This window comes from Pseudomonas nitroreducens, from assembly GCF_024170165.1.
GTDB lineage: Bacteria > Pseudomonadota > Gammaproteobacteria > Pseudomonadales > Pseudomonadaceae > Pseudomonas > Pseudomonas nitroreducens_C.
The window spans coordinates 324,627-337,716 of the sequence record NZ_JALJXP010000001.1; the positions used below are offsets into that span (position 1 = coordinate 324,627).

Here is a 13,090-nt window from a genome sequence, read left to right on the forward strand (position 1 = left end):
CGGTTCGCGAGCAAGCTCGCTCCTACAGGCGGCGCCGATGCAGCTTTTGTAGGAGCGAGCTTGCTCGCGAACATGGCTTGGCACCCAAACCGAAAAGTCGCAATCTCTGCGCCTTCTTGTATTTCACGCTTCAGGATTCTGAATGGACCGCTACTGCGTCTTCGGCAACCCCATCGGCCACAGCAAGTCGCCGCAGATCCACCGTCTGTTCGCCGAGCAGACCGGCCAGGCGCTGAGCTACGACACGCGACTGGCGCCGCTGGACGATTTCGCCGGGAGTGCCCGCGAGTTCTTTGCCGAAGGTCTGGGCGGCAACGTTACCGTACCGTTCAAGGAAGACGCCTATCGTCTGGCCACCGAGCTGAGCGAGCGCGCGCGCCGGGCTGGCGCGGTGAACACCCTGAAGAAGCTGGACGGCGGTGGGCTGCTGGGCGACAACACCGACGGCGCCGGGCTGACCCGCGACCTCGCGGTGAACCACGGCGTCGTCCTGCGCGGTGCGCGCATCCTGGTGCTGGGCGCCGGTGGTGCAGTGCGTGGCATCCTCGAACCCTTCCTCGGCCAGCAGCCGGCGTGCATCGTCATCGCCAACCGCACGGCATCCAAGGCCGAGCAGCTGGCGCAGGAGTTCCAGGACCTGGGCGCGGTGAGCGGCGGTGGTTTCGACCTGCGCGCCGAGCCCTTCGACCTGATCGTCAACGGCACCTCGGCCTCCCTGGCCGGCGAGCTGCCGCCCATCGACCCGGCACTGATCCAGCCGGGGCACACCGTCTGCTACGACATGATGTATGGCAAGGACGTGACAGCGTTCAATCGCTGGGCCGCCGAACACGGCGCGGTGCGCTGCATCGACGGGTTGGGCATGCTGGTGGAGCAGGCGGCGGAAGCCTTCCTGCTGTGGCGCGGCGTGCGCCCGGACTCGGCGCCGGTGCTGGAAGAGCTGCGCCGACAGCTCAAGGGCTGACGATCGCTCCTACTGGTGCAATCACTGCTCTTCGACCAATAACACCCCACCCTTCCCCATCTGCTTTTCCAACTCCGCGCGCACCCGTGGCCGGGCGTTGCGCAGCACCAGGCTGCGGCCTTCGCTGGCGAGGCGGCGGGCTTCCTGCTGGAGCATCTGCGCGCCGGCGAAGTCGATGAAGTTCACGTGGTGGGCGTCCAGCACCAGGCGTTCACCGCGGCTGTGCTGCATCAGTTTCTGCAGGTAGTCGCAGGCGCCGAAGAAGATCGAGCCTTCGATACGCAGCACTTCCTCGTCCTCCTTCTCCCACTGCTGCACGCGCGGCTGCGAGGTGCGCTTGAGGTAGAAGAACAGCGAGGCCAGCACGCCGGCATAGATGGCGTTCTGCAGCGGCAGCAGCAGGGTGGCGGCCAGGGTCAGCAGCATCACCAGGGATTCCGCGCGGCTGCCTTTCCACAGCGCGCGCAGGGCCGGGCGATCGACCAGGTTCCAGCAGATCAGCAGGATGCCGGCAGCCATGGCCGGCAGCGGGATGTGGGTGATCAGCCCGGCGCCGGCCACCGCCAGCAGTGCGACCCACATTGCCGAGAAAACCCCGGCCAGCGGCGTACGCGCGCCGGCATCCTGGTTCAGCCCGGAACGGGTGAAGGAGCCGGCGGACAGGGTGCCGGACAGCCACGGCCCGATCAGGTTGGACAACCCCTGCGCGCGCACTTCCTGGTTGGCGTCCAGCGCCTGGTGCGAGCGCGCCGCCAGGGCGCGGGCGATGGACAGGCTGGTGACCAGCCCAAGCATGCCGCAGGCGACGGCGGCGGGGAGCAGCTGGGCGATGTCGGACAGGTCGAACGACAATGCGCTGAACGGTGGCAGCGCGCTGCGGAAGGCGGCCACCCTTGCCACCTCGGTGAAGGTCGTCGGCATCGCCCAGACCAGCGCGCTGGCACCGAACAGGCCGACCAGCAGTGCCGGCCCGCGTCGCCACAGACGTTTCACGATCAGGCTCAGCGCCAGACTGAACAGCCCCACCAGCAGCGACGGCCCGTGGAACTGCGGCAGCTTCCACCAGAGCGCGGCGGCGCTGGTCAGCGCCGTGCCTTGCCCTTCTGCGCTGATACCGAGCAGATAGGGCAACTGGCCGATCACGATCACCAGCGCGGCGCCGCAGGTGAAGCCGAGCAGCACCGAATGCGAGACGAAGTTCACCAGCACGCCGAAGCGCAACATGCCCAGCAACCACTGGAACAGCCCGGCGAGGAAGGTCAGCAGCAGGGCGTACTGGATGAACGGCGCGCTGCCCGGCGGCGCCAGCGGGGCGATGGCGGTGAACAGCACCACCGAGATCGCCGCCGTCGGCCCGCCGACCATGTGCCTGGACGAACCCCACAGGCAGGCGATCAGCACCGGCAGCATCGCCGCGTAGAGCCCGTATTCCGCTGGCAGTCCGGCGATCAGCGCGTAGGCCATGGATTGCGGCAGGGCGAGCACCGCGCCGGAAAGGCCCACACCCAGGTCACGGCGCAGGTCGCGCCCGCTGACCTGGGGCAGCCAGGCGAGGAACGGCAGCAGGCGGATCAGACGGTGCATCTACGGCCTACAGCCTGGCCTTCACGGCGGCCAGCGCGTCGCCGCCGTCGCGGGTCTTCACGCCTTGCAGCCAGGTGTCGAGGCTCTGCGGGTTGGCTTTGATCCAGGCCTTTACCGCGTCGGGGTTCTTCACGTTCTTCTCCAGTACTTCGGACATGATGGCGTTCTCCATCTTCAGGTCGAAGGACAGGTTGGCCAGCAGCTTGCCGCTGTTCGGGCACTGTTCGGCGTAGCCGTTGCGGGTCACGGTGAACACGCTGCCGGTGCTGCCGAAATACTTCTCGCCGCCGGTGAGGTACTTCATGTCGACCTTCACGTTCATCGGGTGCGGCGTCCAGCCGAGGAACACCACCCAGCGCTTGCGCTTCACCGCGCGGCCGACCTCGGCGAGCATCGCCTGTTCGCTGGACTCCACCAGCTTCCAGTCGCCCAGGCCGAACTCGTTACCCGTGATCATCTTCTGGATCGACTGGTTGGCCGGCGCGCCGGAACCGATGCCGTAGACCTTCCTGTTGAACTGGTCGGCGTGCTTGTTCAGGTCGTCGAAGGTCTTCACCCCGGCGTTCCACACGTAGGTCGGCACGGCCAGGGTGAACTCGGTGCCCTGCAGGTTCTTCGCCAGCTGGGTGACCTGCTTGCTGGCGATGAACTGATCGTAGAAGCCCTGCTGCGCCGGCATCCAGTTGCCGAGGAAGGCGTCCACCTGGCCGTCGCGCAGGCCGCCGTAGGTGATGGGCACCGACAGGGTGTCGATCTTCACCTTGTAGCCGAGGCCGTCGAGGAGGAAGGCGGCGATGCCGTTGGTGACGGCGATATCGGTCCAGCCCGGATCGGCCAATTTCACCGTACTGCAGGCTTCATCTTCGGCCCAGGCCAGCGGGCCGCTCAGCGCCAGTGCGCCGGCCAGCAATAGTGCGGATGCTCTTCTTACGGTGAACTTGGTCATGCTCCCTTCCCCTTCGGCTTGTTGTGGTTGTTATTTCGGTTGTGGATAGCGGGCGCGGCGCTCCAGATCGTCGAGGTCGATGTGGTTGCGCATGTACTGCTGGCTGGCGTCGACCAGGGGCTGGTGGTCCCAGCTTTTCAGCGCGCCATGGGTCAGTGCCTCGGCCACCAGCCGGCGGCGGCGCTGGCTGGCCAGTACCTGCCTGGTTATAGCCGGGACGTCCCAGCGTGCGCGGGCTTCACCCAGCAGGTCGCGTACCAGGTTGGCGTGGACCGGCGAATCCATGAGGTTCTGCAGCTCGCGCGGGTCGTTGGCGACGTCGAAAAGCAGGCACGGGTCCTGCTCGGAGTAGATGAACTTGAAGTCGCCGCGGCGGATCATCATCAGCGGGCTGACGGTGCCTTCGGCGGTGTATTCGCCAATCACTTCGTCGTGCCCGCCAGTGCCTTGCAGGTGCGGCAGCAGTGAGCGTCCGTCGAGGTCGACGCCGGGTTCGACCTGCCCGCCGGCCAGCTCGACGAGGGTCGGCAGCAGGTCGACGGTGGACACCGACTGGCTGACCCGATGCGGTGCGAAACGCTTGGGCGCATGCACCAGCAGCGGCACGCGGGCGGCCATCTCGAACCAGTGCATCTTGTACCAGAGGCCGCGCTCGCCAAGCATGTCGCCGTGGTCGCCGGAGAACACGATCAGGGTGTCCTCGGAAAGGCCGCACTCCTCCAGGGTGCGCAGCAGCGCGCCGATCTGCGCATCCACATAGCTGCACGCACCGAAGTAGGCGCGGCGGGCGGCGCGGACCTTTTCCTCGGGCATCTCCTGGCCCCACAGGTCGATCACCTTGAGCAGGCGCTGGGAGTGCGGGTCCTGCTCGTCCTGGGCGATCTCTACCGAGGGCAGCGGGATGTCCTCGTCGCGGTACAGGTCCCAGTACTCGCGCGGGATGGTGTAGGGGTCGTGCGGATGGGTCATGGACACGGTGAGGCAGAACGGCTGCTCGGGGTGCTCGCGCACGTGGTCGTAGAGGTACTGGCGCGCCTTGAACACCACCTCCTCGTCGAAGTCGAGCTGGTTGGTGCGCACGCACGGGCCGGCCTGCAGCACCGAGGACATGTTGTGGTACCAGCTCGGGCGCACGTCCGGCTCGTCCCAGTTCACCGCCCAGCCGTAGTCGGCGGGGTAGATGTCGCTGGTCAGGCGCTCCTCGTAGCCGTGCAGCTGGTCCGGGCCGCAGAAGTGCATCTTGCCCGACAGCGCGGTGCGGTAGCCCAGGCGGCGCAGGTAGTGCGCGTAGGTGGGAATGTCGGCGGCAAAGTCGGCGGCGTTGTCCCAGGCGCCGATCTTCGTCGGCAGCTGGCCGCTCACCAGGGTGAAGCGCGAAGGGGCGCAGAGCGGGCTGTTGCAGTAGGCCGAGTCGAACACCACGCCTTCGCTGGCGAGGCGCGAGAGATTGGGCAGCTTGATCGGCGAGTTTTTGTCGTGGAAGGGCAGGAGTGGCGCGGCCATCTGGTCGGCCATGATGAAGAGGATGTTCGGGCGCTGGCGCTTCATGGCGTTGGGCTTATCCTGTGGGCGCTGTTATGGGATGCTGTGGCGAAATGACGCTGGAATGAGTCTGTTTCCTGCTGGATAGGGGGTAAAGCGCATGGCGCAACATGATTCGGATAACGCTGACTTATGTGAGAGCGAGCCATGAGCGTGCCGCTGGAGTTGCTGCGCGTATTCGAATCCGCTGCCCGCCTGCTCAGCTTCACCGCCGCTGCCGGCGAGCTCGGCACCACCCAGCCGGCGGTCAGCCAGCAGATCAAGCGCCTGGAGAAACTCCTCGCCGTGCGCCTGTTCGACCGCATCCACCGGGGCATCGCCCTCACCGAGAGTGGACAGGTGCTGCAGCAGCACGTTCAGGCCGGGTTGGAGAGCATCGACGCCGGCATCGCCGCGGTCACCGCGCAACATCCCCATGAGGTGCTGCAGGTCGCCACCGACTTCGCCTTCGCCGCCTACTGGCTGATGCCGCGCCTGCCGCGCTTCCGCCAGGCGCACCCGGAGCTGGACGTCGGCCTGATCAGCAGCGACCGCAGCCCGATTGCCCTGCGCAGCGACATCGACGTGGCCATCGCCTTCGGCGACGGGCGCTTCAAGCACGGTGAGGCGCTGCGCCTGTTCAGCGAGGAAGTCTTCCCGGTGTGCAGCCCGCGCCTGCTCGAAGGCCGCGAGCCGCCGCTGTCGCCCCAGACGCTCACCGAGCTGCCCTTGCTGCACCTCAAGCCCGAGGCCTCCAGCCGCTGGTTCGACTGGGGTGGCGTCTACCGCGCGCTGGGTATCGAGGGTACGCCGGCGCCGGCTGGCCTGCGTTTCGACAACTACACCCTGCTGGTGCAGGCGGCCATCGCCGGGCAGGGCGTGGCCATCGGCTGGCGGCATCTGGTCGACGAACTGCTGGAACAGGGGTTACTGTGCCGGCCCATCGCCGCATCGCTGCAATCGCGTTTCGGCTATTACGCCGTGCTGCCCGAGCGCAAACGGCGGATGCGCCTGGTGCAGCGATTCGTCGACTGGTTGCAGGCGGAACTGGAGCAGGACCGATGAGTGAGATTCAGGACTTCCACGCCCATGTCTATTTCGACGCCGGCAGCATCGAGCGCGCTCGCGCGTTGTGCGAGGAGGCGTCGCGGCGCTTCGGTGCGAAAATGGGCCGCGTCCACGAACGGCCGGTCGGCCCGCATCCGGACTGGAGCTGCCAGCTGGCCTTCGACAACGCCACCTTCGCCACCCTGGTGCCCTGGCTGGCGCTGAACCGTGACGGGCTGGTGATCTTCGTCCACCCCAACACCGGCAACGACCTGCGCGACCACCGCGACTACGCCCTGTGGATGGGCGAAGTGCGGCCGCTGGACCTCTCGCAGTTCACGAGCTGACACTTTTTTGCATTCGATAATAATTCTCGATTCGGTGTATGCTGCCCACCCTTCGCATCGGTCTGACAGACGTTGGCCGGTTTTCCAGGGTATTTCGGCCATCATGCGGCGCTTCGCCTCCTCCTCCCTGCTGCAGAGCTTCCAGGCGCACTACGCGGACCTGATGCGCTTCCTCGCCCGCAGGCTGGGGGACAACCAGCGCGCCGCCGACGTCGCCCAGGACACCTGGCTGCGCCTGGCCGACCACCCCGCCGAAGCCGAGGTGCAGGACCCGCGCGCCTACCTGTTCCGCGTGGCCGGCAACATCGCCATCGACAACCTGCGCCGCGAGGGCCGGCTGGCCGAACTGCATGTCGACGAAACTGCCGCCGACGACCTGAGCGATCCCGCGTCCGGGCTGGAGCACCGCCTGCTCGCCCATGAGGCGCTGGAGCATCTGGACGCCGCCCTCGACCAGTTGCCGGCGAACGCCCGCGAGGCGCTGCTGATGAATCGCCTCGACGGCCTCACCCACGCGCAGATCGCCCGGCGCCTCGGGGTGTCCGAGAGCATGGTGGGCAAGTACATCGTCCAGGCCATGCGCCATTGCCGCGACTGGGCGCAGCGCCAGGAGGGCACGCCATGAACCGCGGCGAACTGTCCCTCTCCGACGAGGCCATCGAGCGCCTGGTGCAGCTGCAGTCGGGCAGCGCCGGAGCGACCGAGCGCATGGACTTCCTGCGCTGGCGTGGGCAGAGCGAGGAGCACGAACGTGCTGCCCGCGAGGCGGAAGCCCTGTGGGGCGCCTTGCCGGAAACTCGCACTGCTCAGCGCTATCGCTTGCGTGCGCGGCGCCCGCGTCGCTTGCTGGCGCTGGCGGCCGCTGCGTGTGTCGCCGCCATCGCGGTGACCATCGCCCTGCCCGAGCCGCTGGCCGGGCTGTACTCCGACTATGCCACCCGCACCGGCGAGCGGCGCATGCTGGAGCTGGCCGACGGCAGCCGCGTCTGGCTGAACAGCGACAGCGCGTTGTCCGTGGACTTCAGCCCGCAGCAGCGGCGCTTGCGCCTGCAGGGCGGCGAGGCGCTGTTCGAGGTGGCCAAGGACCCGGCGCGGCCGTTCATCGTCGAGGCCAGGGGCGGCGAAGTGCGCGCCGTGGGCACGCGCTTCGATGTCGACAGTCGCGGGCCGCAGGTGCGCGTGGACGTGACCGAAGGCATGGTGCAGGTGAACAGCGCCGGCAGCGCGCCGGTGCGCCTGGCCGCCGGCGAGCGCCTGAGCTACCGCGACAGTGCCGCGCCCGAGGCGGTGCAGCCGCTGGACCTGTCCAGCGCCAGTGCCTGGCAGCGCGGCAAGCTGATCTTCAACCAGCGCCCGCTGGGCGAAGTGCTCGATGAGCTGGAACGCTACGTGCCCGGCCGCATCGTGCTGACCGACAGCGCGCTGCGCCAGCACAAGGTCAGCGGCGTGTTCGACCTGCAGGACCCCGGTGCCCTGCTCAAGACCCTGGAGCGGCTGCAGCCGGTGACGGTCACCCACCTGCCCTGGCTGGTGCTGATTCGGCCTGCGCTAAAGGGCTGAGAAGAAATGCGTTGCCACACGGAAGTTTCTACGTGGCGTTAGGACCCTCTCCCCAGCCCTCTCCCTGAAGGGAGAGGGAGCCGTTCGTGCCGGCTGGCGGCAATGATTCACCCTGCTCCATTCCAGTCCCCTCTCCCTTCGGAGCGAGGCGCGCAGCCAGGGTTAGGGCGAGGGCAGCCCCAACTCGGAGTTTCAGAGCCGTAGGGCGAATAACGCCCCAAGCGTTATCCGCCGTGCGCGCCGAATCGGCGGATGAAGCGTTCCGCTTCATTCGCCCTACGAAAGCCTTTGCCGCTCTCCCAAACAAGAAAATGAAAATTTTTTGCATTTGGCACTGCAAGGTTTGCCTGGCCGTTTCGTCGTAGGCAGGAACGCGAAAAATTCTCAATACGCGACCCTGCCCACACAAGAACGGATTTCACCCGCATGCCTTACCGTCCTTCCCCGCTGCACCGCGCGCTGTTGCTGGCTTCCCTGCTCGGCGCCACCGCTCCCCTGGTCCACGCGGCCGGCTCCGCCGCCGTTGAACTGCACATCGCCCCGCGCAGCCTGGACAGCGCGCTGACCCAGTTCGCCGACCAGGCCGGGCTGCACCTGCTGTTCAACTCCGAGGACATCCAGGGCCTGCAGAGCGAAGGGCTGGACGGTACCTACAGCACCGAAGAAGCGCTCAACCAGCTGCTCTCCGGCAGCGGCGTGAGCTGGCGCTTCACCGATGAGCGCACCGTGCTGCTCAAGCGCGAGAAGGACGACTCCGCCGCCCTGAGCCTGGCGCCGATGCAGATCAGCGTGGCGGCGCGTACGCCCACCGACATCAGCTCGATCCCCGGCACTGTCTGGGTGGTCGACCAGACCCAGCTGCGCGAGCAGCTGGATACCGGCGTCAGCCTCAAGGAAGCGGTGGGCAAGCTGGTCCCCGGCCTCGACCTGGCGCCGGAAGGTCGCACCAACTATGGCCAGAACATGCGCGGGCGCAACGTGCTGGTGATGATCGACGGCGTCAGCCAGAACAGCTCGCGCGGTCTGTCGCGCCAGTTCGACAGCATCTCGCCGTTCAACGTCGAGCGCATCGAAGTGCTCTCCGGCGCCAGCGCCATCTACGGCGGCGGTGCCACCGGCGGCATCATCAACATCATCACCAGGAAGGGCGCGGCCGGCGATGCGCGCTTCGAAACGCAGCTGGGCGCCACCAGCGGCTTCAACAACAGCGATGACCTGTCGACCCGCGCCGCACAGTCCATCAGCGGCGGCAACGATCGCGTGGTCGGTCGTCTGGGCGTGTCGGCGGAGAAGAACGAAGCCTTCTACGACGGCGGCGGCAACCAGATCTTCATCGACAACACCCAGACCGACCTGCAGTACAACCGCACCGTCGACGTGATGGGTAACCTCACCGCGCAGTTCACCGACGAGCAGAGCCTCGACCTGCTGGCGCAGTACTACGACTCGGGCAACGACGGCAGCACCGGCATCTACTTTCCCAACCTGAAGTACCAGGGCCCGTCGAACCTGGAGGACGCGGAGATTCGCAGCGGCCTGGACACCGACCTGGAGCCGCGCTCGCGCCGCGTGCTGCTCAACGCCAACTACCATCACAGCAACCTGCTGGAGCAGGACTTCTACCTGCAGGCGTACTACCGCAAGGAAGACGACAACTTCTATCCCTTCCCCTACTACAACACCGGCAAGCCCACCGGCTCCAAGGGCGTGTACTTCGCCGGCTCGCAGCAGAACTTCGAGGTCAGCGGCCTCAAGGGCCTGTTCAGTAAGCAGTGGGATGCGCTGAAGTTCACCTACGGTGTGGACTTCGACCACGAGCGTTTCAACGCCGAACAGAAAGTCTTCGACCAGCGCCTGTCCTCCGAGAGCGGCGGGCTGGACCTGGAAACCGCCAGCAGCGCGCCGCGCTACCCCAGCTACATCGTCGACGGCCTGTCCTTTTATGGCCAGCTGGACTGGAAGGCCAGCGACAACCTGACTATCTCCGGCGGCGCGCGCCACCAGAAGATGGATGTCGAGGTGGACGACTTCAAAGGCGTGCCCGGCGGCAGCAACGACTACCAGGTCAATCTGTTCAACCTCGGCGCGATCTACGACTTCAGGAACGGCCACCAGCTGTGGACCAACTACAGCGAGGGCTTCGACCTGCCCGACCCGGCCAAGTACTACGGCAAGGCCGGCCTGTCGGTGGACGACAACCCGCTGGCCGGCATCAAGAGCCGCCAGGTCGAGACTGGCTGGCGCTACAGCGACATGCAGTGGCAGGCGCAGGCGGCGGTCTACTACATCTGGTCCGACAAGATCATCACCACCGATGCGGCGACCCTGACCATCGACGTGGAAGACCAGAAGAGCCGCGATTTCGGCTTTGAAGGCGCGGTCACCCGCTACTTCGAGAACGGCTGGCAGGGGGGCACCACGCTGCACCTGGTGCGCTCGGAAGAAGAGGATGCCGACGGTGACTGGATCAAGCGCGATGCGCGCTATGCGTCGCTGTCCAAGTCCACCGCGTTCGTCGGCTGGGGCGATGGCGAGCGCAGTGCCCGTCTGCAGGCCCAACATGCCTTCAACCTGAAGGACGATGCGGACCATGAGATCGACGGCTACACCACCTTCGACCTGATGGGCGAGCAGAAGACCGGTTTCGGCACCTTCAGCGCTGGTATCCAGAACCTGCTGGACAAGCAGTACAGCACCGTCTGGGGCCAGCGCGCCGCGCTGTTCTATTCGCCGACCTACGGACCGGCCTACCTCTACGACTACCAGGGTCGCGGCCGTACCTTCACCCTGGGCTGGAGCCTGGAATACTGAAAGTTCTCCAGCGGAAAAAACTCAGGCCACCTTTCCGGTGGCCTGATCGAGGGTTTCCACTATGCCGCCGCTGAGGCTTCGACAGTGGCATAGAAGCACTTCGCTGAGCAGTTGCAACGAGGGCGTGGCGAAGTAGTCCAGCAGCGCCTCCTCGTTCTTCCAGCTGCCCTGCAGCAACCACGGCTGGCCGCTGTCACGGGCCACCAGCTGGCAGCGCAGGCATCCCGGCGCGCGGCGTGCGCCGTCGACCAGGTTGTCGATCAGGGCGCCCAGCTCCGCCTCGTGGCCCAGCCGGGGGTGGATCTGCAATTCGTGTTCGATGGGGGTTTGCCAGTGCATGTCCTGTCCTCCGCAATCCAGGAAGAAGCCCGAGGTGGCTCCTCGGACGACTGACAGGAAGCTTACGGCGCCGCCAGCGCCGGGCGTTATCCGGATGCTGTCGCCTTCTTGCCTGATTCTGCGGGAGCTTCGCGCAAGTCTGAAACCGCGTGTTTCCTGCCTTTGCACCGCCACGGTGCGTGACCCGAAGCCGGAATGGCTTGTCCATTCCTGCCGATTGCTTGCCTGATCCTCCAGCGGCTGCCTTACTGTCACACGCGCGCACGCGCCGTGGGCGTAAGCTGCGTGCGCCGCCACTGGAGGTCCTGTGCATGTCCCAGTCCGTTCCCGCCTTTGATCCCATCGCCGCCGGCCGCCAGGAGCTGGCCGACATCATCCAGCGTCACTGCCAGGGTGAAGGTCTCTTCGAAACCGCCATCGATTCGCTGCTGGTCGCCCGTGGCGACTGCCCCAACGAAGGCCGCATGCCGACGCTCTACCGCCCGGCCCTGTGCGTGATTGCCCAGGGCTGCAAGGAAGTGCGCCTGGGCAGCGAGGTCTATCGCTACGACGAACTCAACCTGCTGGTGGTGTCGGTGACGCTGCCGGTCTCCGGCCAGGTCATCGAGGCCTCGCCGGACCGGCCCTACCTGTCGATCCGCCTGGATATCGACCCCGGCGAGCTGACCCGGCTGATCGCCGAGGCCGGCCTTGCCGGCACTGCGCCGCGGCCGGCCAGCCGGGGCATCTACCTGCAACGCCTGGATTGCACCGTGCTCGACGCCCTGCTGCGCCTGATGCGCCTGCTGGATACTCCACGCGACATCGAGATGCTGGCGCCGCTGTTCGTCCGCGAGATTCTCTACCGCCTGCTGCGCGGCCCGCAGGGGCACCTGCTGCACGACCTGGCGATGACCGACAGCCAGACCCACCGCGTCACCCGCGCCATCGAGTGGCTCAACCGCAACTACGACAAGTCCCTGCGCATCGAGGACCTCGCCCGCGAGGTGAACCTCAGCGTGTCCACCCTGCACCACCGCTTCAAGGAAGTGACTGCGCTGAGCCCGCTGCAGTACCAGAAGCAGCTGCGCCTGCAGGAAGCGCGGCGCCTGATGTTGTCCGAAGGGCTGGAAGTGGCGGTGGCCGGGCACCGCGTCGGTTACGAGAGCCCCTCGCAGTTCAGCCGCGAGTACAGCCGCCTGTTCGGTGCGCCGCCGCTGCGGGATCTGGCGAGCCTGCGCGGGGCGTTGGGCAGCGAGGCCGTGCCGGCCTGAGTCGCTGCCGGTTGGCGGACTCCTCTGCCGTGCGGTTCGCGAGCAAGCTCGCTCCTACAGGCTGGGCATCACGGCGCCCTTCGTAGGAGCGAGCTTGCTCGCGAACCTATTTGTGCCGGGACGTAGATCACAGGATGGGTGTCGCTGTGCCCCACGCCATCCTGCGAAATCACTGCGGGGGCATCAACGCTCGTAAAGCTCCAGCGGCAGGTCGTCCGGGTCGGCGAAGAAGGTGAAGCGCTTGCCGGTCAGTTCGTCGTCGCGGATCGGCTCGCAGGCCACGCCGTGGCCTTGCAGATGAGCCACGGCGCTGTCCAGGTCGTCCACGGCGAACGCCAGGTGGCGCAGGCCCTGCGCCTCGGGGTAGGACGGCCGCGTCGGGGCGCCGGGGAAGGAGAACAGCTCCAGGCGCGCATCGCCCAGTTCCAGGTCGAGTTTCCAGGAGTCGCGCGCGGTGCGATAGGTCTCGGCGACCACCTTCAGGCCCAATATCTCCACGTAGAAGTGCTTCGAGCGCGGGTAGTCCGAGCAGATCAGGGCGACGTGATGAAGGCTGTGCAGCAGGGCCATGGCGAGGGCTTCTCGGACGAGGGGAGCGTTCTATCCTGACAGCCGTGTCCCATCGGTCAATGCTGGCGCTGTGAAGTGGGTCGCCCGTGCCTCTGGAGTGATGGCAGTGCGCCTGCTAGCATCCCGCCGCCCCACTCCCATAAACGGT

Annotated in this window: 12 protein-coding genes; 7 read left to right on the forward strand and 5 right to left on the reverse strand. The window is 66.7% G+C overall.

Going from position 1 to position 13,090, the window contains the following annotated elements:
* Positions 1–142: 142 nt before the first annotated feature.
* On the forward strand, positions 143–964 hold the full coding sequence (gene aroE / locus J2T47_RS01380; protein WP_253441787.1) for a shikimate dehydrogenase: 822 nt from the start codon (positions 143–145) through the stop codon (positions 962–964).
* Between the two features lie 21 nt (positions 965–985).
* On the opposite strand, the gene J2T47_RS01385 is transcribed toward aroE, so the two are convergent.
* The 3 genes from J2T47_RS01385 to betC are packed head-to-tail and all read right to left on the reverse strand — an operon-like array spanning position 986 to position 5,042.
* Positions 986–2,548 (reverse strand): SulP family inorganic anion transporter, encoded by a 1,563-nt coding sequence (locus J2T47_RS01385; RefSeq protein WP_253441789.1) that lies wholly within the window; start codon positions 2,546–2,548, stop codon positions 986–988.
* A gap of 7 nt (positions 2,549–2,555) precedes the next feature.
* Positions 2,556–3,494, reverse strand: coding sequence for a choline ABC transporter substrate-binding protein (locus J2T47_RS01390; RefSeq protein ID WP_253441791.1), 939 nt, complete (start codon positions 3,492–3,494; stop codon positions 2,556–2,558).
* Between the two features lie 30 nt (positions 3,495–3,524).
* Entirely contained in the window at positions 3,525–5,042 is a 1,518-nt protein-coding gene (gene betC / locus J2T47_RS01395) for a choline-sulfatase (protein WP_253441793.1), read from the reverse strand.
* Between the two features lie 141 nt (positions 5,043–5,183).
* Between betC and J2T47_RS01400 the strand changes: the two genes are divergently transcribed.
* From J2T47_RS01400 to J2T47_RS01420, 5 genes are all read left to right on the forward strand, one after another.
* The gene (locus J2T47_RS01400) at positions 5,184–6,080 is read left to right on the forward strand and encodes a choline sulfate utilization transcriptional regulator (RefSeq protein ID WP_253441795.1); all 897 of its coding nucleotides are present in this window, start codon (positions 5,184–5,186) and stop codon (positions 6,078–6,080) included.
* Complete coding sequence (locus J2T47_RS01405; RefSeq protein ID WP_253441797.1) at positions 6,077–6,409, forward strand: DOPA 4,5-dioxygenase family protein; 333 nt, start codon at positions 6,077–6,079, stop codon at positions 6,407–6,409. The genes J2T47_RS01400 and J2T47_RS01405 overlap by 4 nt, the downstream gene beginning before the upstream one ends.
* 103 nt (positions 6,410–6,512) lie before the next feature.
* Positions 6,513–7,034 carry a sigma-70 family RNA polymerase sigma factor gene (locus tag J2T47_RS01410; RefSeq protein ID WP_253441799.1) on the forward strand — a complete coding sequence of 174 codons (522 nt, stop codon included), beginning with the start codon at positions 6,513–6,515 and terminating at the stop codon, positions 7,032–7,034.
* The gene (locus J2T47_RS01415; protein WP_253441801.1) at positions 7,031–7,969 is read left to right on the forward strand and encodes a FecR family protein; all 939 of its coding nucleotides are present in this window, start codon (positions 7,031–7,033) and stop codon (positions 7,967–7,969) included. Before J2T47_RS01410 ends, J2T47_RS01415 begins: the two co-directional genes overlap by 4 nt.
* 426 nt (positions 7,970–8,395) lie before the next feature.
* Positions 8,396–10,780 (forward strand): TonB-dependent receptor, encoded by a 2,385-nt coding sequence (locus J2T47_RS01420; RefSeq protein ID WP_253441803.1) that lies wholly within the window; start codon positions 8,396–8,398, stop codon positions 10,778–10,780.
* A gap of 21 nt (positions 10,781–10,801) precedes the next feature.
* Here J2T47_RS01420 and J2T47_RS01425 read toward each other — a convergent pair whose 3' ends face one another.
* Positions 10,802–11,119 (reverse strand): putative quinol monooxygenase, encoded by a 318-nt coding sequence (locus J2T47_RS01425; RefSeq protein ID WP_253441805.1) that lies wholly within the window; start codon positions 11,117–11,119, stop codon positions 10,802–10,804.
* 311 nt (positions 11,120–11,430) lie between these two features.
* On the opposite strand from J2T47_RS01425, the gene J2T47_RS01430 reads away from it, so the two are divergent.
* Positions 11,431–12,372 carry an AraC family transcriptional regulator gene (locus J2T47_RS01430; protein WP_081518942.1) on the forward strand — a complete coding sequence of 314 codons (942 nt, stop codon included), beginning with the start codon at positions 11,431–11,433 and terminating at the stop codon, positions 12,370–12,372.
* A 183-nt stretch (positions 12,373–12,555) separates the two neighbouring features.
* Here the strand turns inward: J2T47_RS01430 and gloA2 are convergent, their stop codons facing one another.
* On the reverse strand, positions 12,556–12,942 hold the full coding sequence (gene gloA2, locus J2T47_RS01435; protein ID WP_253441807.1) for an SMU1112c/YaeR family gloxylase I-like metalloprotein: 387 nt from the start codon (positions 12,940–12,942) through the stop codon (positions 12,556–12,558).
* Between the last annotated feature and the right edge of the window lie 148 nt (positions 12,943–13,090).